Origin of the sequence: Faecalicatena contorta (genome assembly GCF_021531995.1) — a bacterium.
GTDB lineage: Bacteria > Bacillota > Clostridia > Lachnospirales > Lachnospiraceae > Dorea_A > Dorea_A contorta_A.
Window position 1 is genome coordinate 1 of sequence record NZ_JAFBIZ010000026.1, and the last position, 23228, is coordinate 23228.

Here is a 23228-nt window from a genome sequence, read left to right on the forward strand (position 1 = left end):
ATGTAATAACGACGTAAATTGGTAAAAACATACAAAAATGATTGTTGACAATTCGAGTTGTTGATGACTATAATATAGCCAAATCAAAGAAATAAATTGGTTGATGGATACGAGAGAGATTTTGAATATGATCATTCAAAACGCCGAAGGGGCAAAAGAGAGCAAAGCAGCTTGAAACTCTCAGGCAAAGGAATCGTATCCGGACAATGCTCTGGAGGACAGACGACAGGGAGCCGTAATATCCATTAAGATGGAAAATTATGGCTCTTTTCTTGTTTGACAGAACAACACTGTTAAAGAAGGAGGAGAAAAACATGGAACTGAAAACACCATTATATGATGCACATGTAAAAGCTGGAGGAAAGATCGTGCCGTTTGGCGGATATTTACTTCCGGTACAGTATGAAGCAGGTGTGATCAAAGAACACATGGCAGTTCGTACACAGGCAGGGTTGTTTGATGTGTCTCATATGGGCGAGGTACTGTGTGAAGGAAAAGATGCACTGAAGAATCTTCAGATGATTCTGACAAACAATTTTGACAATATGGTAGACGGACAGGCAAGATACAGCCCGATGTGTAATGAAAATGGCGGAACAGTAGATGACCTGATCGTATACAAGAAGTCAGATGAACATTATTTTATCGTTGTGAATGCAGCAAATAAAGACAAAGATTATCAGTGGATGCTGGATCATCAGTTTGGGGAAGTTACATTTACAGATGTATCTGCACAGTATGCACAGCTGGCACTTCAGGGACCAAAGGCAATGGATATCCTGAGAAAGCTTACTGCAGAAGAAAATATTCCGAAGAAATATTATCATGCGGTATTTGATACCGAAGTTGCAGGAATCCCATGTATCATTTCCAAGACGGGATACACAGGAGAAGACGGAGTTGAACTGTATCTGGACAGCAGCAATGCCGAGAAGATGTGGGATGCTCTTCTGGAAAATGGAAAAGAAGAGGGTCTGATTCCGTGCGGACTCGGAGCAAGAGATACACTGCGTATGGAAGCAGCAATGCCGCTTTACGGCCATGAGATGGATGATACGGTATCTCCGCTGGAGACCGGACTTGGATTCGCAGTTAAGATGGCAAAAGAAGACTTCATCGGAAAAGCTGCTCTGGAGGAGAAAAAGGAACCACAGAGAACCCGTATCGGTCTGAAGGTAACCGGCCGCGGCATTATCAGAGAGCACCAGGAAGTGTTCAAAGACGGCGAAAAGATTGGTATGACAACTTCTGGTACACATTGCCCGTATCTTGGATATCCGATCGCAATGGCACTGGTTGGCGAAGGAACAGCTGCAATTGGTGACAAATTAGAAGTTGAAGTCAGAGGACGTAAGGTAGAAGCAGAAGTGGTAGCACTTCCGTTCTATAAAAGAAGCAAATAAGAATCAAAGAGAGAAAAGGAGACAATAAAATGGAATTAAGAGAAGGATTATTATATTCAAAATCACATGAATGGGTAAAGGAAGAAGGAGATATCGCAGTGATTGGTCTTACCGATTATGCACAGTCTGAGCTTGGTGATCTGGTATTCGTAAACCTTCCGGAAGAGGGAGATGAGATCTCTGTAGGAGAAGCTTTCTCAGATGTAGAGTCTGTAAAGGCAGTATCTGACGTATATGCACCGGTATCAGGAACCGTATGTGAGATCAATGAAGAACTTCTGGATGCTCCGGAAAAGATCAATGAAGAGCCTTATGAAGCATGGTTTGTAAAAGTCAAAGATATTACAGAAAAAGAAGAACTCTTAACCGCTGAAGAATATAAAGCATTTGTAGAGAGTGAGCAGGAATAATTTAAGCGTGAAATAAAAATCGTAGAAAGGCGGTGACACTTTATGGGAACTTATATTCCGGGAACAAAGCAGGAACAAAAAGAAATGCTTTCTGAGATTGGTTTTGGCTCAATGGATGAATTATTTGGCCATATTCCGGACGAAGTGAAAGTAAAGGGAGGACTTCAGATTCCTGATGGTATGTCTGAATTGGAAGTTCGAAAGAAAATGACAAAGCTTGCGGAAAAGAACAAGGTATTTCCGGTGATTTTCCGAGGAGCAGGAGCATATAGACATTACATTCCGTCTATTGTGAAGAGTGTATTATCCAAAGAAAATATGATGACAGCATATACGCCGTATCAGGCAGAGATCAGCCAGGGAATTCTGCAGTCTATCTTTGAATATCAGACAATGATCTGTGAGATTACCGGTATGGATACCTCTAATGCATCCGTATATGATGGAGGAACTGCAGCAGCAGAAAGTGTTGCAATGTGTCGTGAGAGAAAGAGAGCAAAGGCACTGATCTCAGCGACAACAGATCCGAAGGTATTGGAAACTGTAAAAACATATTGCTACGGAAATGAAATGGAACTGGTCATTGTACCGCAGAAAGATGGCGTTACAGATCAGGAGGCACTTCGCGAATTGATCGACAAGACAACAGCGTGTGTATATATCCAGCATCCAAACTATTACGGTAACCTGGAAGATGCGCAGGCAATCGGAGAAATCGCACATGAAGCCGGAGCAAAATACATTATGGGTGTAAATCCTATTTCTCTTGGTGTTGTAAAAACTCCGAGAGAATATGGCGCAGATGTAGCAGTTGGTGAAGGACAGCCACTTGGACTCCCACTGGCATTTGGCGGACCATATGTGGGATTCATGGCATGTGTATCAGCAATGACAAGAAAACTTCCGGGAAGAATTGTCGGACAGACAACCGATCATAATGGAAAGACCGGTTATGTATTGACTCTGCAGGCAAGAGAGCAGCATATCAGAAGAGAAAAAGCTTCCAGTAATATCTGCTCCAATCAGGCATTATGTGCGCTGGCAGTTGGGGTATATCTGGCATCTGTAGGAAGTGAAGGCCTGAAAAATATAGCTGTTCAGTGTACATCAAAAGCACATTATATGGCAAAAGAGCTGGAAGGCATCGGATATCAGGTAGAGAATCAGGGAGAATACTTCCATGAATTTGTAACTGTATCTGAGACACCTGCAGAAAAAGTGCTTTCTGCATTGGAAAGTGAAGGAATCCTTGGCGGTTATCCTCTGGATGAACACAGGATCTTATGGTGCTGTACAGAGATGAACAGCAAAGAAGACATTGACAGAGCAGTTTCTATCATAAAGGGGGTGTAATGGATGTTAATATTTGAAAAAGGAAAAGAAGGCAGAGGCTTAAGTCTGTTACCGGAATGTGATGTAGAAGTAGTTCTGCCTGAAGAAAAGAATCGCAGAGAGCTTGCACTTCATTTACCAGAGCTTTCCGAAAATGAGATTAGCAGACACTACACAGAGCTTGCGAAGAAATGCCACGGAGTAAATGACGGATTCTATCCGCTTGGCTCCTGTACCATGAAATATAATCCAAAGATCAATGAAGATATGGCAGCACTTCCGGGATTTACAGAGATTCACCCACTTCAGCCTGCACATACGATTCAGGGATGTATGGAAGTAATGAAAACGTTAGAAGAATATCTGTGTGAAATTACAGGTATGACGAACATGACACTTCAGCCGGCAGCCGGTGCACACGGTGAATTTACAGGTCTTCTCCTGATCAAGGCTTATCACGAGAGCAGAGGAGATAAAAAACGTACCAAGATCATCGTTCCGGATTCTGCGCACGGAACCAACCCGGCAAGTGCGGTAATGGCAGGATTTTCTGTAGTCAGCATTCCGTCTGGACCGGATGGATGTGTAGACCTTGAAAAACTGCGTGAAGCAGCAGGCGACGATGTGGCAGGTCTGATGCTGACGAATCCGAATACAGTAGGTCTGTTTGATAAAAATATTCTTGAGATTACGAAGATTGTTCATGAGTGCGGCGGTCAGTGCTACTATGACGGTGCGAACTTAAATGCAGTCATGGGTACCGTTCGTCCGGGTGATATGGGATTTGATGTTATCCATCTGAATCTTCATAAGACATTTTCAACCCCGCACGGCGGAGGCGGACCGGGAAGCGGACCGGTAGGATGTAAAGAACATCTGGCACAGTTCCTTCCATCTGTACTTGTTGAGGGAACAGATGAACTCAGCTTTAAAAAGGCAGAGAACAGTATCGGTGAGATGAAAGACTTTTATGGAAACTTCCTGGTTGTCGTAAGAGCACTTACCTATGTGATGACTCTTGGAAAAGAAGGAATTCCAGAGGCAAGTCAGAATGCAGTTCTGAATGCAAATTATATGATGCATAAGCTGAAAGATCTCTATACCATGGCTTACGATGAAGTATGTATGCACGAGTTCGTAATGAGTCTTTCTGACCTGAAGAAGAAGACAGGCGTTTCTGCAATGGATATTGCAAAAGGACTTCTGGATAATGGCATCCATCCGCCTACAATGTACTTCCCGCTGATTGTAGAGGAAGCTCTGATGGTAGAGCCTACAGAAACAGAATCCAAAGAAACACTGGACGAAGCAATTCAGGTGTTCAGAGATCTGTATGCATTGGCAGGAGAAAATGCGGAACAGCTTCATAATGCACCGGTTCGTACACCTGTAACGAGACTGGACGAAGTAGGGGCTGCAAGACATCCGGTATTAAAATATGAATATTAAACAGTTACATATAATGATATTCTGAATGAGGTATAAAAATGATTGAAAAGATAACATACATAGAAACGGCTAATACATACCCCTATCGGAATCTTGCGATGGAGGAGTATTTACTCCTCCATTGTGATAAAGAGGAATGTATCCTGTATCTCTGGCAGAATAGAAATACGGTCGTGATCGGACGTAACCAGAATGCATGGAAAGAATGTCTGGTAAGTAAGCTGGAGGAGGAAAACGGATATCCGGTTCGCAGACTTTCCGGCGGCGGAGCAGTGTATCATGATCTGGGGAACCTGAACTTTACATTTCTTGTGAGAAAAGAAAATTATGATGTGGATAGACAGCTGAATGTCATTCTGGAAGCGGTGAAAAAACTTGGAATTCATGCAGAAAAATCTGGGCGTAATGATATATTGATCGACGGTCACAAGTTTTCAGGGAATGCATTTTATGAGCAGGGAGACTGCTGCTATCACCATGGAACTCTGATGGTCAATGTCAATCTTGGAGAATTATCCAGATATCTGACGGTATCAAAGGATAAGCTGAAATCAAAAGGTGTGGATTCTGTAAGGGCCAGAGTTGCGAATCTGACAGAATATGCGCCGGATCTTACCGTAGATGAATTGAAGAAGAAACTTCTGGAAGCTTTTGAGGAGGTCTATGGACTGAAGGCAAATATTCTGAAGGACACGGAGCTGGATGCAGATGAGGTGGAAGAAAGAACACAGAAATTTGCTTCCTGGAACTGGATATTCGGAAGAAAACTGGAATTTCAGTATGAATTATCCAATCGCTTCCCGTGGGGACAGGTAACTCTGCAGATGCAGGTAAGAAACGGAAGAATTAAAGATGTAAATGTATATTCGGATTCTATGAAGCCTGCTTTTATTGAAGAGGTCAGCCGTTATCTGAAGAGTGTCCGTTATGACAAAAAGGCAATCTGTGCAGAACTTAGTCTTTACTGGTCCAAGGATCAAGAGGAAGATCAGATGATGAAGGATATCATTGCATGGATTGAATCGATAGATTTATAAAGGAGAAGCAGACAATGGGAGAAAAATTTGATGTCATTGTAATTGGTGCAGGACCCGGAGGATACGTAGCTGCAATTAAGGCTGCAAAAGCGGGACTTCACACAGCAATCGTGGAGAACAGAAGAGTCGGAGGAACTTGTCTGAACAGAGGATGTATTCCGGCAAAGGCAATGATCCATGCGTCTTCTTTATACAGAGAGATGCAGGAAAGTGAACGCTATGGAGTTAGCGCATCCGATGTGCAGTTCGACTATGGAAAAATAGTTGCATATAAACAGGAGACGACTGACAAATTGTGTCAGGGAATTGATCAGCTTCTGAAAGCAAATGGGGTAACATTTCTTTCCGGAAAAGGCACGCTGGAAAAGGAAAAAGCAGTAAGAGTTGTTACAGATGAAGGTGAGACCTGCTATGAAGCAGAGAATGTGATTCTTGCAGCAGGATCAAAGCCACTGATTCTGCCGATTCCGGGACTGGATCTTCCTGGAGTACTTACCAGTGATGAACTGTTCCGTCTGGAAGAGATGCCTGAGAGTCTCGTGATTATCGGAGGTGGAGTAATCAGTGTAGAGTTTGCCAGTGTATATTCCAATCTTGGATGTAAGGTTACGATTGTAGAGGCTATGCCCCGACTGATTCCAAATATGGATAAAGAGATCTCCCAGAATCTGAAAATGATTCTGAAAAAGCGTGGAGTTGATATCCATACATCCGCAGCTGTTCAGAGAGTGGAGCAGGAAGGGGATCAATACACCTGCGTGTTTGTTGAAAAAGAGAAAGAGGTCAGAGCCTCTGCGCAGTATGTATTATGTGCAGTCGGAAGATGTCCGAATACAGATGGATTATTTGGAGAAGGTGTTGAGCCTGAGATGGAGCGCGGACGCGTAGTGGTTGATGAAGAATATCGCACCAGCATTGAGGGCGTCTATGCAATCGGAGACCTGATCAGGGGAATGCAGCTTGCACATCTGGCAAGTGCACAGGGTGTATATGTTGCAGAAAAGATTGCCGGAAAAGAACCGTCTGTGGATGTTCATACAGTACCGGGATGCGTATATACAGATCCGGAGATCGCATCTGTCGGAATCACAGAGGATGAAGCAAAAGAACAGGGACTGTCAGTAAAGATTGGAAAGTTTATAATGAGCGCAAATGGAAAGTCTCTGATTACAAAAGAAGAACGAGGATTTATAAAAGTAATTGCAGAAGCGGATACAGATGTCATACTGGGAGCACAGATGATGTGTGCAAGAGCGACAGACATGATCGGGGAATTTGTGACCGCTGTTGTAAATCGCCTGACCGTTCAGCAGGTAGCAAAGGGTATGCGTGCGCATCCGACTTATAACGAAGGAGTTGTTGAGGCTCTGGAAGATATAGAAGGAAGTGCGGTACACATTATGCCGAAGAAGAAAAGATAAGATTAGAAAGGATGGTATGTGATATGGGTTTTAAAAGTGATATTGAAATTGCACAGGAAGCAGAGATGAAAGTAATTAATGAAATCGCAGATTCTATTGGTATTCCTGACAAATATGTGGAAAATTACGGAAAATATAAAGCAAAAGTTGATTATCGCTATTATAAGAATGAACTGGCAGATCGCCCGGATGCAAAAGTAATTCTGGTAACAGCAATCAATCCGACACCGGCAGGAGAAGGAAAGACGACAACTACGATTGGTCTTGCAGATGCGATGAATCGTCTGGGGCAAAAGACGATGGTTGCATTAAGAGAACCATCCCTGGGACCTGTATTTGGTGTAAAGGGAGGCGCTGCCGGCGGTGGATATGCCCAGGTTGTCCCAATGGAAGATATTAACCTTCATTTTACCGGTGACCTGCATGCGATCGGAGCTGCAAACAACCTGATTGCAGCTATGCTCGATAATCATATTCATCAGGGAAATGCACTGGATATTGATACTAACAGGGTGACATGGAGACGCTGTGTAGATATGAATGACCGTCAGCTTCGCAGTATCGTAGACGGACTTGGAGGAAAGGCAGACGGAGTTACCCGTCAGGATGGCTTTGATATCACTGTTGCTTCTGAGATTATGGCAGTATTCTGTCTGGCTAACGATATTCTGGATCTGAAAGAACGCGTGTCAAAGATCATTGTTGCATATTCCAGAAGCGGAAAACCGGTGACAGCAGGGGATCTTCATGCAGAAGGTGCTGTGGCGGCTCTTTTGAAAGACGCTTTAAAGCCGAATCTGGTACAGACACTGGAAGGAACACCGGCATTTATCCACGGTGGACCATTTGCGAATATTGCACACGGATGTAACAGTGTAATTGCAACAAAGATGGGAATCAAACTTGCTGATTACATGATCACAGAGGCCGGATTCGGTGCCGATCTGGGTGCAGAGAAGTTTATTGATATCAAATGCCGTATGTCAGGAATCCGTCCGAATGCAGTAGTACTGGTTGCAACGATCAAGGCATTGAAGTATAATGGCGGTGTGCCAAAGACGGAACTTCAGGCAGAGAATCTGGAAGCATTGGAACAGGGAATTCCAAATCTTCTGAAACATATCGAAAATATTACGAATGTATATCATCTTCCGGTTGTTGTCGCTATTAATGCTTTCCCAACAGATACAAAAGCGGAGCTGGATCTTGTTCGTGAGAAATGTAAAGAGCTTGGAGTGAATGTTGCTTTATCAGAAGTGTGGGCTCGTGGAGGCGAAGGCGGAGAGGAACTCGCAAAAGAAGTAATCCGTCTCTGTGAAGGCGAGAGCACGATGGAATTTGTATACGATGTTAACGCTTCCATTAAAGAAAAGATTGAAGCGATTGCGACAAAAGTATATGGTGCTGATGGTGTGGACTACACAACAAAGGCTAATAAGGAGATTAAGAATCTGGAAGCAATCGGACTTGGCAATATTCCAATCTGTATGGCAAAGAATCAGTATTCTCTGACAGATGATGCGAAGAAACTTGGAAGACCGGAAAACTTCAGAATTACGATTCGTGATATTACGGCATCTGCAGGAGCAGGATTCCTGGTTGCACTGACAGGTGATATCATGAAGATGCCTGGACTTCCGAAAGTACCGTCCGCAGAGAAGATTGACGTGGATGCAGATGGAGTAATATCAGGACTGTTTTAAGGAGGAAGAAAAGGCATGATGTTAGAGAAGAAAACGACAGAATTTCTGGAAGTTTTATCCTCTGCAGAGCCGGTTCCGGGCGGAGGCGGAGCATCTGCTGCAGTGGGAGCTTTTGCTTCAGCGCTTGGTATGATGGTTGCAAATCTTACAGTTGGGAAAAAGAAGTATGCAGACGTGGAAGAGGAAATTATAGATATTCGCGGTCAGCTTGAAGTACTCAGAGAAGAACTGGTAACACTTACGGATAAAGATGCAGAAGCATTTGAGCCTTTATCAAAGGCTTACGGACTTCCTAAGGATACACAGGAACAAAAGGAAGAAAAAGAAAGAGTCATGGAAAAGGCATTGTATGAGGCGAGTATTGTACCGCTTCAGATCATGCGTACGGTATCAAAAGTAATCGGATTACTTAAGATACTGGGAGAAAAAGGAAGCCGGATTGCGGTCAGTGATGTAGGAGTGGCGGTACTGTTTGCACGCGCGGCTCTGGAAGGTGCTTCCTTGAACATCTATATCAATACCCGTCTGATGAAGGACCGTGAACAGGCAGAGAAGCTGAACCGGGAATCTGATGAATTGATTCAGGAAGCAAGAACACTTCAGGAAGAGATCTACGCAGGCGTGCTTGCGAAGATTCGCTAGGAGGAAAAAGATGAGCATATTAATGAAAGGCGCTGATGTTGCCAATGCTATGAAAGAAGATCTGATAAGCAGAGTAGAATGCCTGAAAGAGAAAGGTACAGATCCATGTCTGGCGATTGTGAGAGTCGGAGCGCGTCCGGATGACGTATCTTATGAACGTGGCGCAAAGAAACGTATGGCAACGATTGGAATTGAGTGTCGGATCGTGGAGCTTCCGGAGGACATTACACAGGACGAGTTTGTCCGGGAATTCGGAAAGGTCAATGAAGATCCGGCTGTACACGGAATTTTATTATTCCGCCCACTGCCGAAGCATCTGGATGAAGAGCCGATTAAGGCAATGATTGATCCGGAAAAGGATATGGACTGTATGAGTCCGATCAATATCGCAAAGGTATTTGCAGGGGATGAGACCGGTTATGCGCCATGTACCGCAGAAGCAGTTATGGAGATGCTGGAGTATTATCAGATCGATCCGAAAGGAAAGAATGTTACGGTAGTCGGCAGAAGTATGGTTGTGGGAAAACCCCTCTCTATGATGTTATTGAAGAAACATGCGACGATTACAGTCTGCCATACCAGAACAGTAGATCTTCCGGGAGTATGTGCAAAAGCAGATATTCTTGTTGCGGCTGCCGGAAAGGCCAGAATGATCACAGAAGATATGGTTGGAGAAGGCGCTGTGGTGGCAGATGTCGGGATCAATGTGGATGAAGCCGGCAATCTGTGCGGAGATGTGGATTTTGATGCGGTTGAGGCAAAAACATCCTATATCAGCCCGGTACCGCGGGGCGTAGGAAGTATTACAACGTCTGTTCTGGCAAAACACGTCGTACGTGCAGCTGAAAGACGATCAGAGATGAAATAACGAATTGCAATCACATACAGCTCCATTGCATGAGTTTTTGCAGTGGAGCTGTAACATTAAAAGAAGATAATATGAGAAAATAACGCTTTTTTCACATTGGAAACTGTGCTACAATGTAGAGAATATTGAGGAGACTGTATGTGAGTGATACAGAAACCGAAATAACAGATATTGGAAAGGGCAGCAGGATGTTATACGAAGAAGCAAGGGTATATTTGGATGGTGTGTCGAAATACGGAAGTGTACTTGGTCTTGACAGTATAAAGGGCTTGTTAGAAGAGCTGGGAAATCCGCAAAAAGATTTGACATTTATACACATAGCAGGTACTAACGGAAAAGGTTCGATACTGGCATACCTGTCTACGATCCTGACAGAAGCAGGATATCGGACAGGAAGATATCTCTCTCCGACAGTGATGGAATATCTGGAACGTTTTCAGATTGATGGAACGTATATGGGAGAAGATGAATTTGCAGAAATCACATGTGAGGTAAAGAGTGCAGCAGAACGGCTGACAGAACAGGGACGTCCGTCTCCGACTGCTTTTGAGATTGAGACCGCGATCGCATTCCGGTATTTTCAAAAGAGCGGCTGTGATTATGTTGTTCTGGAAGCGGGGCTTGGAGGACTGCTGGATGCGACGAATATTGTTGAAACTACAAAACTATGCATCTTTGCATCCATCAGTATGGATCACATAGGGATACTTGGCGGTACACTGGAAGAAATTGCTGAAAATAAAGCCGGAATCCTGAAAAAGGGTGCAGAGGCAGTGACCGGAAGTCAACCGCTGTGTGTGTTGGAAGTATTAAAGAAGAAAGCAGAGGAAAAGGGATGTCCGTTTATTGTTGCAGAACCGGATACTGCAGAGGTATCCGGACGAAGTTTGAAGGGACAGCGTTTTTCCTATAAAGAATATAAAGATATGGAGATCTCTCTTGCCGGGCAGCATCAGATTGAAAATGCGGTTACGGCACTGGAGGCAGTCAGAGTACTGTGCCGTCAGGGGGTAAAGATCAGTCAGGAAGCTGTAAGACGGGGGCTGAAAGAAACCAGATGGCCCGGCCGGTTTACCGTGTTCGCAGGGGAACCGACGGTAATTGCAGATGGTGCTCATAACGAGGATGCGGCAAAAAGACTTGCGCAGAATATAGATATGCTCCTGCCGGGAAAGAAAGTGACTGCCGTTATGGGAGTATTTCAGGATAAAGAATATAAAAAGATTATTACAATCATGGCACCGTATCTGGAATATGTATATACCATTGATCTTCCGAATCGGGAAAGAACTCTCGGAAAGGAAGAACTCTGTGAACAGCTGAAGAAACATGGAATACAGTCAGAAACGGCAGAAAGTACAGAAGAAGCATTAAGACTTGCTAAGCAGCGGGAAAAAAAGGATGGAGCAGTACTGGCATTTGGTTCGTTATCTTATCTTGGAGATGTCATCCGGCTGGAAGAAAAGAGCTGCGGAAAGGAATTGGAAGATGGTAGATAGGGAAAAAGTAGAGCAGGCTGTTCGTCTTTTACTGGAAGGGATCGGAGAAGATGTTAACCGGGAAGGTCTGATCGAAACTCCTGCGAGAATTGCAAGAATGTATGGCGAGATCTGCGGAGGAATGGACGAAAATGCCGGAGAGCATCTGAAAAAGACATTTACAGCAGAAAATAATGAGATGGTTGTGGAAAAAGACATTACATTCTATTCCATGTGTGAACATCATATGCTTCCGTTTTACGGAAAGGTGCATATAGCATATATTCCGGACGGGAAGGTGGTTGGACTGAGCAAACTTGCCAGAACAGTAGAGGTCTATGCAAGAAGACTGCAGCTGCAGGAACAGATGACAGCGCAGATTGCAGATGCGCTGATGGAGCATCTGAATCCGAAAGGGGTAATGGTACTGGCAGAAGCAGAACATATGTGTATGACCATGCGCGGAGTAAAAAAGCCGGGCAGCAAGACGGTCAGCGTAGTCACAAGAGGTGAATTTGAAGATAATGAAAAACTTCAGAATATGTTCTTCCGTATGATAGGGCGGTAACAGAATGAAGAACCACAGTGCATATATGATTTTAAAGCAGGAAGAGATGAAGAAGATGAAACGGGTGCAGGATATCTACCGGCATCCGTATTTCCAGACATGCCTGGAATACAACAGGAAAGCAGAAGAATCAAGGGTGTTCTGCAGACATGATATGGGACATTTTATGGATGTGGCAAGGCTTGCATATGTATTTTCCATGGAGAGAGGATATCCGATGGACAAGGAAGAGATCTATGCGGCGGCGCTGCTCCATGATATCGGGAAATGGAGGCAGTACAGTGAAGGCATTCCTCATGAACAGGCCAGTGCCGGAATTGCAGAAGAGATTCTGACAGATGCCGGGTACGAGAAAGAGGAAAAAGAACGGATACTGACAGCGATATTAAATCATCGTAGAAAAACGCAGGTACAGTTGTCGGCGAAGACGAAAAGTGATCTGTTATCAGAGGTTCTGTATGATGCGGATAAGATCTCGCGGGCATGCTATGTCTGCCCGGCAGAACCGGAATGTAACTGGAACAGGGAAAAGAAAAATCTGGAGATTCTGTGGTAAAGAAGAGTCTTTGAAGCGCAGAATCACAGAAAGATATAGAAACGGGTGATAGGATTGAAGATAGGAAACAGAGAATTTGATACGAAGCATCATACATATATTATGGGGATCCTGAATGTGACCCCTGATTCTTTTTCTGATGGAGGAAAATGGAACGATTATGATGCTGCTATGCGTCATACGGAAGAAATGTTAAGCAATGGATGTGATATCCTGGATATTGGAGGAGAATCCACCAGACCGGGACATCAGCAGATCAGCGAGGAAGAAGAGATCTGCAGAGTGACCCCATTGATTGAAGCGGTAAAAAAGAATTTTGATATTCCGGTTTCGATCGATACCTATAAGAGCAGGGTCGCAGGTGCAGCAATTCAGGCAGGAGCAGATATGGTCAATGATATCTGGGGATTCCAGTATGATAAGGATATGGCACCTCTGGTAAAACAATATGATGTGTCCTGCTGTCTGATGCATAATCGGAATGAGGCGGTATATGGAAACTTTATTGAAGATATGTATCAGGATCTGAAAATATGCGTAGAAACGGCAAAAGCAGCAGGAATTGCGGATGATAAGATTATGCTGGATCCTGGAGTCGGATTTGGAAAGACGTATGAGATGAATCTGGATGTGATGAAGCATCTGGATCGATTCAAGGAACTGGGTTATCCGATGTTACTTGGAACTTCCAGAAAATCAATGATCGGACTGACGCTGGATCTGCCGGTAACAGAGCGGGAAGAAGGAACGCTTGTAACAACTGTCATGGCTGTGCAATGTGGGTATGGATTCGTGAGAGTACATGATGTAGAAAAGAATCGAAGAGCCATTCGGATGACAGAAGCAATTCTGAACAGACCATAGAATCAGGGAGCAAAGAAGCATGGATCAGATAAAGATAAAAGATCTGGAAGTATATGCCAATCATGGAGTATTTCCGGAGGAAACGAGATTAGGGCAGAAGTTTCTGGTAAGCTGCGTACTGTATCTGGATACAAGAAAGGCAGGAAAGGCAGATTCGCTGGAAGACTCTGTCAATTATGGGACAATCTGCCAGCTGATCACGGAGCAGATGAAGGAGAAAACGTTTCAGTTAATTGAGGCTGTAGCAGAGCATCTTGCTAAAGAAGTATTGACATTTGACGAAAGGATCTGTCGGGTTGATGTTGAGATCAAAAAACCCTGGGCTCCGATCGGGCTTCCGGTAGATACGGTTTCTGTGGCAATCAGCCGCAGCTGGCATGAAGTATATGTGGCGTTTGGGTCGAATATCGGAGATAAGAAACAGTATATTGAGCATGCGTTGGAAGGATTGCGGCAGACGGAAGGATGCCGGGTAGAAAAAGTGTCAGAATTCATTATCACAGAGCCTTATGGCGGCGTGGAGCAGGATGAATTCCTAAATGGTGTGTGTCGGATCCGGACGCTTCTGACCCCTGAGGAGCTTCTTACAAGACTTCATGAACTGGAACAGGAAGCGGGAAGAGAACGTCTGATCCACTGGGGACCGAGAACTCTGGATCTGGATATCTTACTGTATGATGATTGGGTGATTGAAGAAGATGACTTTTGTATTCCCCACGTAGATATGCAGAATCGCAGGTTTGTTCTGGAGCCGATGGCAGAGATTGCGCCATATAAGAGACATCCTGTCTATGGAAAAACGATGAAAGAGATGCTTGCAGATCTGATATAAAAAATAAGGTTCTATCTGCCAGATGGAGGAATATGTTCCTGATTTGGCAGACAGAACCTTTATTTTTATAGAAGAAAAGGCTTAGGAATCGGATTCATAAGTCCCTCTTTCGCCGTCTATGGAAACACAGGCATGTTGTGTCGCTTCCAGAATGTGTCCGGCACAGCGGTTCAGATCACGACGGGTGAGGGTTCCATCCTTAATTGCCTTTCTGATTCGTTTCTTATCAGAGGAAGATCCGGGCATGAGCAGATCATTGCCGGATGCAATGCATACTGCCGGATCACTCTGTCCTTTGGCAGTTGCTGTCCAGTCGGTCATTACCAGACCAGTAAATCCCCATTCCCTGCGAAGAACATGGGTTAACAGATCTTTACTGTTATTGGTGTAGGTTCCGTTAACCTTGTTATAGCTTGTCATAAGTCCTTTTGGATGACTTTCGCGTACTGCAATCTCAAAACCACGCAGATAGATCTCACGCAGGGCTCTTTCAGTCATATTGGAAGAAACATGATTCCGGTTGTTTTCCTGATTATTGCCGCAAAAATGCTTTAAAGTGACAGAACATCCCGGATTTTTCTGGACACCTCTGGTAACAGCGGAAGCCATCTTGCCGCTAAGAAGAGGATCTTCACTGTAGTATTCAAAGTTGCGTCCACAGAGAGGATTGCGGTGGATATTCATTCCGGGAGCCAGCCAGAAACTGACACCGTACTCCAGCATCTCTTCGCCGACAGCTTGTCCCATCTGCTCCAGAAGATCCGGATTCCAGGTCTGCGCCAGAGCTGTGGCTACCGGAAATGCAGTAGTGTACTGATAATAGACCTGGTTTTTTTCAGGATTTCCACAAAGCAGCTTTTTGAAGATTTCAGGGAAATACTTCATCATGTCGATCTGCATGTCGATCATTTTGGCTGTTCCGTTCCGGCTGATCGTTGAGCGGCGCTGGATACGAAGACCGGCAGGACCGTCGGCAAGCACCAGATTAACGATACCTTTTTTCAGAAGTGAAGAGGTTGTATTGCCGGCAGCACCCGGGACTTTTATATAACTTTCGTTCATGAGCATATCTTTCAGACCTGCGCCGACTACCAGTTGAATACGTTCTTTTACGGTCAGCTTTTTCAGATCTTCTGTCAGTTTCTGATTTCCGGTGACCGGAAGTTCGTTATAAGTGAAGGTGACAGTCGGAAGATCCGCCTGTGTGATATCCAGGTGATCTTTTTCCTTCAGAGCTTCCGTCGCATCAGATGGTGTCGAATTGGTCTCATCTGAAACTTCCGGCTTTAGTACATCAAGCGGAGTCTGTACCGGACAGATGTGTTTATGGACGGATGCGCAGATGTCTTCTGCAATATTCAGTACCGCACATACTTCTGTCTGGCGGGAGTGGCTTCCGAGACGGAGCAGACAGGTACCTTTTTCGATGATTGTGGAAGCGGAAGATTCATCATAACTTGTCAGGGAGGATAATGGGAAGGTCAGAGTCAGTATTTCCTCCTGTCCCGGTTCCAGGGTGTCTGTTTTGACAAATGCAATCAGGCGCTGATATTCCTTTTTCAGGTTTCCCTGAGGACAGCTTGCATACAGCTGTACAATTTCTTTTCCGGAATAGGTATCCCCGGTATTTTTTACAGTTACGCGTACAGAGATTGTATCGCCTGATTTTTCAATTCCCTGGTACCGGATGTCGAATGTTGTGTAACTAAGCCCGTATCCGAATGGATAGCGTGGAGTAATCCGGAATGTATCATAATAACGGTAACCAACATAGATGTCTTCCAGATAGTTCTCGTTTTCCAGATCTCCATTCAGATAACTGTAATCCATACCGTACGGAACATCAGAATAAGATCTCATCCAGGTATCAGTAAGCTTTCCGGACGGAGTGACTTTTCCGGATACGATATCGGCAAATGCAGTGCCGCCTGCGGTTCCAAGCTGACAAAGATATACGAGCGCGTCAATGCCCGGAATCTCTTCCATAAACCGGGTATCAAAAGAAGAGCCGATATTCAATACAACGATTGTTTTTTTATAATGCTGTGTACAGAAATGAATATTCGTCTTTTCAGTGTCGGATAGCTGAAAATCATGATTTGCAAGCTTCCGGTCACTTCCCTCGCCGGACTGTCTTGCGATTACATAGATACAGGTATCTGTAGCACTGTCTGTCACATCCTGTTCAGTAATCAGACGTCCGAACGGGTAGACATAAGATTGAAGAAACATCGTGAGATAAGATTGGATATCCAGCTTTTTCAGGGAGGATTTTATCTCTGCCTCTAATGCTTTCAGTCCGTTTTCATATTCTTCGGTATAATCGTCCAGCCATTTTTTTGTGGTAACTTCATAGCCTGCAGCTTCCATACCTTCCAGTATTGATACACTGTGCCGTTCATTTACTTCACCGGATCCGGTTCCACCTTTGATCGTATGTTCTACACCGGATCCATACATGGCAATCTTACCGGAAGGAATCGGCAGCGCATCATGATTTTCAAGGAGAACGATACCTTCCAGCGCTGCCAGATAGGCAATTCGGCGATGCGGTTCTTCGTAAGGCAATACGCGGTCATCTGTTTTTGCGTACGTAATATAGTTTTTCATTGAGAAATGCCTCCTTACCATAAGTCGTAATATATGATAATTACAGTATACAGGAAGTGAAGGAAGAAAGAGAAGAAAACCTTTGGAATTTATGAATTTTTAATCCCCTTTATAGCAGATGGAAGATGACTCCCAAGCAAGTCTTGAACTTGTATCCAGTCGTTTTACTCTGGGAGAACAGCGCGAAATTACAAATATTTTACAAATATTTGACGGAACTGTGCTTTTTCGATTTGTTCAATCCGTTTATAGTAAAATCAGCCAAATAGTATGCTGATATGCAGAGAGTAAAAAGGAGGATGCATTTATGAAAAAATTGAAAAAGAGGTTGGTGGGACTGCTTGCCATGCTGCTTGCAGTCACTTCGCTGCCGGTGGGAACAGCATATGCTGCTGCACCGGATCATATCGTGATCAACCAGCTCTATGGCGGCGGCGGAAAAGGGAAAACACCATTTTCAAACAGCTTTATTGAACTTTATAACCCTACGGATTCAGAGATTTCTCTGTCAGATTACAGGATTACATATTCGTCCAACCGGGAGAACTCGGAGGGAAAACATGCAGGATCTACCTGGCAGAGTGATGGCTCAGTTGAGGTAAAAGAACTTCCACTTACCGGCAGCATTCCGGCGAAGTGTTCTTATCTGATCCGCTGTGCGGCTGAGGATACATCTGTTGCGGTTGTATCGCTTGATCAGGCAGATATGGACTGGAATCAGGTAATTGATAATGACCAGTCTGTGGAAGTTATACTGTATAAAGGCACAGAAAAAATCGATGCAATATCTACAAGATAAACAGGATTTCAGGATATAGGAGAAGGAAGCGCTCCTGCTACAACAGATATTTCCAAACAGAAATCACTGCGTCGTACCAACTTTTCAGATACTGATAACAATGCAGCAGATTTTAGCCTGCTTGTCTGGAATAGTATAACTGAAGCGGAAAAAGAGGCATTTATTGCGGCAAACCGTCCCAGAAGTCTGTATGACGGAGTATGGACAGAAGATACGACCGGCGAAAGTGAGAAACCACAGGAGCCACAGGAACCGGTGGGAGGACTGGTGATCAATGAGATCAATTCTTCCCCGGATGACTGGGTTGAACTTATGAATACAGGCACAGAGGCAATCGATATATCGGGGTATGAGATCCGTGATAATTCGGATGATCATCGTTATCAGTTGCCAGAAGGAACAAAGGCAGAAGCAGGTGGACTGATTCTGGTAGATGCAAAATCGACAGGAAAGATATATGACAAGATCTGGACAGCGCATGCAAGCTATGACGGTGATGCGGCGAAAGCTTCTTATGGAAGATATCCGGATGGAACCGGTTCGTTTGTTTTAATGCCGGAGACAAAGGGAGAAGCGAATACACAGTTCGTTCCGCAGATTGTCATTAATGAAGTAGAGTCAAATGGAGACGTTACAGACTGGGTAGAGATCTATAATGCGGGGACAACGCCGGTAGATATCAGTGGCTGGTATATTATGGATAATGATCCGGTGAAGCATGCAGCGGCTGTCACACCTGTGGCAGAAGGGACGATCCTGAATCCTGGAGAGTATTATGTATTCGATCAGAATGTTCATTTTACCTTTGGATTGGGTAATCCGGATCAGGCAACTGTTTATAATAAAGGAGGAACGCGGAAAACGGTCTACGCAGTGAAAGATGTTTCTTTTCAGATTGAGAAAGGAAAGATTCTGGGGCTGGTCGGAGAGTCCGGATGCGGAAAATCAACGGTTGCAAAGACGATTCTGAATCTGGCACCTGCAGACGGGGGAAGGGTATCCTTTCGGGATAACTGTCTCTTTGACTGTGAACAGAATCGGAAAATAACACAAAATGAGATGGAAAAGCTCAGAAAAAAGATGCAGATCGTATTTCAAGACCCGGCTTCCTGTCTGGATCCCAGAAAAAACATAGAGCAGATTTTATCCGAAGGAATGAAAAAACATCATGTCTGTGAAAAAGGAAGAATGCGGGAGCATTGTATTGAGATTATGGAAAAATGTGGATTGGACAGAGCACTTTTGATGCGATATCCGCATGAATTGTCCGGGGGACAAAAACAGAGGGTGGCAATTGCCAGAGTATTTGCACTAGAACCGGAATTTATAGTCTGTGATGAATTGACAGCTGCGCTGGATGTATCCGTTCAGTCACAGATATTGAATCTTTTGTTAGATCTGAAAGAGCAGAGCGGGCTCACGTATCTATTCATTTCGCATAATCTGGAAGTGGTAAAATATTTTTGTGACGATGTGATCATCATGTATAAAGGGGAGATTGTCGAACAGGGAAAATGTATGGAAGTGTATGAACATCCGCTGCATCCATATACGAAACTGTTGATGGATTCCATACCGGCCGACACACCAAAAGATCGAAAAATTGAGACAGCGGTGATCCCCAAAAGGGAGCAGGAAGGTACGGGATGTACATTTTATTCCAGATGTCCAGTTGCGCAGGCAAGATGCAGATGTCAGGTTCCTGAGATGGATGAAATCGAAGCAGGACACAGGGCTGCATGTTTCTTTTGTCAGAAAATGAGGGTATAGAAATAGATATTGACATGATTATAAATAATCTGATATGGCATTATGGATTCTGCTTCTGGGATGCAGTGGCATGTTTGCAGCAGTCCCTCTTTTTTGCTTGTGACAATAATAACGTTCGTTGACGCATATTCATGAATAAGTTATAATGGAATAACCAACAACAGACGGGGAGAAGATTTCTATCCGGATGTGTGAAAAAAGAATGATACAGACTCTGACGGCGAGGAAGATCCGAGCGGGAATAGTTATTGTATGAAAGAAAGCATGCTTTGAAGCTCTTGGTATTGAGAAAGAGATTCTGAAAGGATGTCTGAGTATGATAGCTCTTTTGCCGCAGAGGCAGAAGGGCTTTTTCTTTATTATCTATGAAATATGGAGGTTATTATGTTAAAGGTTGCAATCTACGGGAAAGGCGGAATCGGAAAGTCTACGGTCACATCAAATCTTGCGGCAGCGTTTGCCATGCTTGGAAAAAAAGTGATTCAGATCGGATGTGATCCAAAAGCAGACTCAACGATCAATCTGTTGGGGGGAGAGCCGTTAAGACCGGTTATGAATTATATGAGGGAAGAGGATGAAGATCCGGAAAGGCTGGAAGATATTTCGAAGGAAGGATTTGGGGGAGTCCTTTGTATTGAAACAGGAGGACCGACACCGGGACTTGGTTGTGCCGGACGAGGAATTATTGCTACATTTCAGCTTCTGGAAGATATGCAGTTATTTGAAACATATCAGCCGGATGTAGTGCTGTATGATGTCCTCGGAGATGTGGTATGCGGCGGATTTGCCGCACCGATCCGGGAAGGGTACGCAGAAAAGGTTCTGATCGTGACTTCCGGAGAAAAGATGGCGCTCTATGCAGCGAATAATATATCCAAAGCAGTAAGGAACTTTGAGGATCGAAGTTATGCAAAGGTATTCGGAATCGTGCTGAATCACAGAAATGTAGAAAATGAGACGGAGAAGGTTCAGGCATTTGCGAAGGAGAGTAATATTCCGATTGTCGGAGAGATCCCGAGAAGTGATGAAATCATCCGCTATGAGGATAAGGGCAAAACAGTGATCGAAGGAGATCAGGAATCTTCGATCAGCCGCAGGTTTTTTGATCTGGCAGAATTGTTATTGAAAGATGAGGAGGAAGTATGATTCGGGAGGCATATTATTGTACGGCAAAAGAACTGGCAGAACGTGGAAGAGATGGCATTCCGGCGCAGTTGATATCGAATACACATCTGATCTACAGTTCCCCGGCGACTCTTGCATTTAACTCCCCGGGAGCGGAAGGGTTTGGAGTGAAGAGAGCGGGACTTGCGGTGCCGGGATCTATCATGCTGATTGTGGCACCGGGATGTTGTGGACGAAATACATCGCTGATCAGTTCCATGAGAGAATATGATAACCGGTTTTTCTATTTGTTGATGGATGAGACAGATATCGTGACAGGCCGTCATCTGAAGAAGATTCCGAAGGCTGTGAAGGAGATCTGCGAAGGGCTTGAACAGAAACCATCGGTTGTGATGATCTGTATTACCTGTGTGGATGCGCTCCTTGGAACCGATATGGAACGGATATGCAGAAGGGCCACTGAAGAAGCAGGGCTTCCGGTACGTCCCTGTTACATGTATGCACTTACAAGAGAGGGGCGTAAGCCACCGATGGTTCACGTCAGACAGTCCCTGTATTCGCTTCTGGAGCCACGAAAGAAAAAGGGAAATGTTGTAAATCTTCTGGGATTTTTCTCTCCGCTTGTGGATGACTGTGAGTTATATGATCTGTTAAAACAGGCAGGCGTAAAGACGATTCATGAGATCTCACGATGCAAAGATTACGAAGAGTATCTGACGATGTCAGAGGCCAATTTTAATCTGGTACTTCATCCGGAAGCGAGATATGCGGCAGAAGAGTTTCATGACAGACTGAAAATTCCGTTTATTGAGCTTACCAGACTATATCAGATTGATAAGATTGCCAGCCAGTACCGGGCATTTGGAGCGGCACTTGGTGTATCACTGGAAGATGCAGCACCGAGGGCTGAAGCTGAAAAGGCGGTCCGGAGATTTCAGGATGTTTGTTCGGATGCAGCATTTGCAGTGGGAGAGTGTATGAACGGAGATGCATTTGAACTTTCTCTGGCACTGGTGCGATATGGATCTGAGGTAAAGGAAATCTATGGCACGATTACAGCAGAGAATTTTATCTATCTGAAACAGCTGGCAAAAATCAGTCCTCAGACAAAGGTCTATTCGAACCTTGAGCCGACTATGCTGTATTATGATTCCGAGTCATCAGGTGTGAATCTGACGATTGGAAAGGATGCGGGATATTATCACCAGACCTGTCCGAATGTCGTGTGGAATCAGGACAGGCAGCCATATGGATATGCCGGAGTGCGAAGATTATTTGAAGCGCTTACAAAAGCCATAGAGGAACAGGAGGGATAAATGATGAAGGGACTTAGGAAATATCTGACACCATTTGCACCGGATCAGTCCGGAGCGGTATCCGTGCTCTATGAGCTTGGCGGAATTCTGGTCATCTGCGATGCGGGTGGATGTACCGGAAATATCTGTGGATTTGATGAACCTCGATGGTTTACACATAAAAGTGCGGTGTTCAGTGCCGGACTTCGTGATATGGATGCGATTCTGGGACGCGATGACCGGCTGGTGGCAAAGCTTGCAGACGCTGCGGGTAAGGTGGAAGCATCTTTTGCTGCGATTATCGGAACTCCGGTTCCGGCAGTTATCGGAACAGATTACCGGGCACTGGAACGTATGGGAGAAAAAAAGACGGATCTTATGATCCTTACGGTTGATACAGACGGAATGGAGTTATATGATGCAGGAGAAGAAAAGGCATATCTTGCGCTGTTCCGAACATTTGCAAAAGAAAAACTGCCGGTTGAAAAAGGAAGAATCGGCGTGATTGGCACTACGCCGCAGGACTTAAGTGATCTGAAAGAGGCTGAGAGGATGCGGGACAGACTGAAGAAGCAATACGGATATCAGGCATTCTGTTATGGAATGGGCGCCGGACTTGAGGAAGTGAAGAAAGCTTCCGCTGCCGAAAAGAATCTGGTGGTATCTCCGGCTGCACTGGCTGCAGCAAAATATCTGAAAGCCACATACGGAACTCCGTACGAGATTGGCTATCCGACAGCAAAAGACAGAATTGCAAAGATAGATCATTCTGGAAAACGAGTGCTGATCGTACACCAGCAGGTATTGGCCAATGCGATCCGGGATGAGATTCAGACACGATGGAACCAGACAGAGGTTACTGTGGCGAGCTGGTTTACACTGAAAAAAGAATTGAAGCAAGAGCAGGATATTGCGCTGAAGGAAGAAGAGGACTATATAGAACTGGTGAATAGTGGAGCGTGGGATGTGATATATGCGGATGCGTGTATGAAGAGAATGGTTCCGGGATTCACAGGAGAATTTATAGATGTTCCGCATTTTGCTGTTTCAGGCAGATTGAGATAGG

20 protein-coding genes and 1 riboswitch are annotated in these 23228 nt (G+C 44.5%); of the genes, 19 read left to right on the plus strand and 1 reads right to left on the minus strand.

The window, feature by feature from the left end; translation table 11 throughout:
• The first annotated feature begins 100 nt into the window (after positions 1 to 100).
• Positions 101 to 206: riboswitch (glycine riboswitch) on the plus strand.
• Positions 207 to 314: 108 nt separating this feature from the next.
• The 14 genes from gcvT to folK all read left to right on the plus strand — a co-directional run bounded on the left by gcvT (position 315) and on the right by folK (position 14563).
• Entirely contained in the window at positions 315 to 1403 is a 1089-nt protein-coding gene (gcvT, locus tag JQM82_RS05255; RefSeq protein ID WP_235248999.1) for a glycine cleavage system aminomethyltransferase GcvT, read from the plus strand.
• 29 nt (positions 1404 to 1432) lie between these two features.
• Positions 1433 to 1813: a glycine cleavage system protein GcvH gene (gene gcvH, locus JQM82_RS05260; protein ID WP_235249000.1), complete on the plus strand. Its 381-nt coding sequence runs from the start codon at positions 1433 to 1435 to the stop codon at positions 1811 to 1813.
• 42 nt (positions 1814 to 1855) lie between these two features.
• Positions 1856 to 3166, plus strand: coding sequence for an aminomethyl-transferring glycine dehydrogenase subunit GcvPA (gcvPA, locus tag JQM82_RS05265; RefSeq protein ID WP_235249001.1), 1311 nt, complete (start codon positions 1856 to 1858; stop codon positions 3164 to 3166).
• Positions 3167 to 3169: 3 nt separating this feature from the next.
• The gene (gcvPB, locus tag JQM82_RS05270) at positions 3170 to 4594 is read left to right on the plus strand and encodes an aminomethyl-transferring glycine dehydrogenase subunit GcvPB (RefSeq protein WP_235249002.1); all 1425 of its coding nucleotides are present in this window, start codon (positions 3170 to 3172) and stop codon (positions 4592 to 4594) included.
• Between the two features lie 38 nt (positions 4595 to 4632).
• The gene (locus JQM82_RS05275) at positions 4633 to 5631 is read left to right on the plus strand and encodes a lipoate--protein ligase (protein ID WP_235249004.1); all 999 of its coding nucleotides are present in this window, start codon (positions 4633 to 4635) and stop codon (positions 5629 to 5631) included.
• 14 nt (positions 5632 to 5645) lie between these two features.
• Positions 5646 to 7052 (plus strand): dihydrolipoyl dehydrogenase, encoded by a 1407-nt coding sequence (gene lpdA / locus JQM82_RS05280; RefSeq protein WP_235249005.1) that lies wholly within the window; start codon positions 5646 to 5648, stop codon positions 7050 to 7052.
• Between the two features lie 23 nt (positions 7053 to 7075).
• Positions 7076 to 8755 (plus strand): formate--tetrahydrofolate ligase, encoded by a 1680-nt coding sequence (locus JQM82_RS05285; RefSeq protein ID WP_235249006.1) that lies wholly within the window; start codon positions 7076 to 7078, stop codon positions 8753 to 8755.
• 15 nt (positions 8756 to 8770) lie between these two features.
• Positions 8771 to 9397 carry a cyclodeaminase/cyclohydrolase family protein gene (locus tag JQM82_RS05290; protein WP_235249007.1) on the plus strand — a complete coding sequence of 209 codons (627 nt, stop codon included), beginning with the start codon at positions 8771 to 8773 and terminating at the stop codon, positions 9395 to 9397.
• A gap of 10 nt (positions 9398 to 9407) precedes the next feature.
• The gene (locus JQM82_RS05295; RefSeq protein ID WP_235249008.1) at positions 9408 to 10265 is read left to right on the plus strand and encodes a bifunctional 5,10-methylenetetrahydrofolate dehydrogenase/5,10-methenyltetrahydrofolate cyclohydrolase; all 858 of its coding nucleotides are present in this window, start codon (positions 9408 to 9410) and stop codon (positions 10263 to 10265) included.
• Between the two features lie 188 nt (positions 10266 to 10453).
• Positions 10454 to 11764, plus strand: coding sequence for a bifunctional folylpolyglutamate synthase/dihydrofolate synthase (locus JQM82_RS05300; RefSeq protein ID WP_235249029.1), 1311 nt, complete (start codon positions 10454 to 10456; stop codon positions 11762 to 11764).
• Positions 11754 to 12311: a GTP cyclohydrolase I FolE gene (gene folE / locus JQM82_RS05305; RefSeq protein WP_235249009.1), complete on the plus strand. Its 558-nt coding sequence runs from the start codon at positions 11754 to 11756 to the stop codon at positions 12309 to 12311. The genes JQM82_RS05300 and folE overlap by 11 nt, the downstream gene beginning before the upstream one ends.
• Before the next feature lie 4 nt (positions 12312 to 12315).
• Positions 12316 to 12867, plus strand: coding sequence for an HD domain-containing protein (locus JQM82_RS05310; RefSeq protein WP_235249010.1), 552 nt, complete (start codon positions 12316 to 12318; stop codon positions 12865 to 12867).
• 54 nt (positions 12868 to 12921) lie between these two features.
• On the plus strand, positions 12922 to 13731 hold the full coding sequence (folP, locus tag JQM82_RS05315; RefSeq protein WP_235249012.1) for a dihydropteroate synthase: 810 nt from the start codon (positions 12922 to 12924) through the stop codon (positions 13729 to 13731).
• Between the two features lie 19 nt (positions 13732 to 13750).
• Positions 13751 to 14563 (plus strand): 2-amino-4-hydroxy-6-hydroxymethyldihydropteridine diphosphokinase, encoded by an 813-nt coding sequence (gene folK / locus JQM82_RS05320; RefSeq protein ID WP_235249013.1) that lies wholly within the window; start codon positions 13751 to 13753, stop codon positions 14561 to 14563.
• 81 nt (positions 14564 to 14644) lie between these two features.
• Here folK and JQM82_RS05325 read toward each other — a convergent pair whose 3' ends face one another.
• Positions 14645 to 17173 (minus strand): glycoside hydrolase family 3 N-terminal domain-containing protein, encoded by a 2529-nt coding sequence (locus JQM82_RS05325; RefSeq protein WP_235249014.1) that lies wholly within the window; start codon positions 17171 to 17173, stop codon positions 14645 to 14647.
• Between the two features lie 307 nt (positions 17174 to 17480).
• On the opposite strand from JQM82_RS05325, the gene JQM82_RS05330 reads away from it, so the two are divergent.
• The 5 genes from JQM82_RS05330 to JQM82_RS05350 all read left to right on the plus strand — a co-directional run bounded on the left by JQM82_RS05330 (position 17481) and on the right by JQM82_RS05350 (position 23227).
• Positions 17481 to 17972 (plus strand): lamin tail domain-containing protein, encoded by a 492-nt coding sequence (locus tag JQM82_RS05330; protein ID WP_235249015.1) that lies wholly within the window; start codon positions 17481 to 17483, stop codon positions 17970 to 17972.
• 255 nt (positions 17973 to 18227) lie between these two features.
• Positions 18228 to 19742: an oligopeptide/dipeptide ABC transporter ATP-binding protein gene (locus tag JQM82_RS05335; RefSeq protein ID WP_235249016.1), complete on the plus strand. Its 1515-nt coding sequence runs from the start codon at positions 18228 to 18230 to the stop codon at positions 19740 to 19742.
• A gap of 384 nt (positions 19743 to 20126) precedes the next feature.
• Positions 20127 to 20888: a P-loop NTPase gene (locus JQM82_RS05340; protein WP_235249017.1), complete on the plus strand. Its 762-nt coding sequence runs from the start codon at positions 20127 to 20129 to the stop codon at positions 20886 to 20888.
• Positions 20885 to 22183, plus strand: coding sequence for a nitrogenase component 1 (locus JQM82_RS05345; RefSeq protein WP_235249018.1), 1299 nt, complete (start codon positions 20885 to 20887; stop codon positions 22181 to 22183). Before JQM82_RS05340 ends, JQM82_RS05345 begins: the two co-directional genes overlap by 4 nt.
• On the plus strand, positions 22184 to 23227 hold the full coding sequence (locus JQM82_RS05350) for a nitrogenase component 1 (RefSeq protein WP_331472789.1): 1044 nt from the start codon (positions 22184 to 22186) through the stop codon (positions 23225 to 23227).
• Position 23228 lies beyond the last annotated feature (1 nt).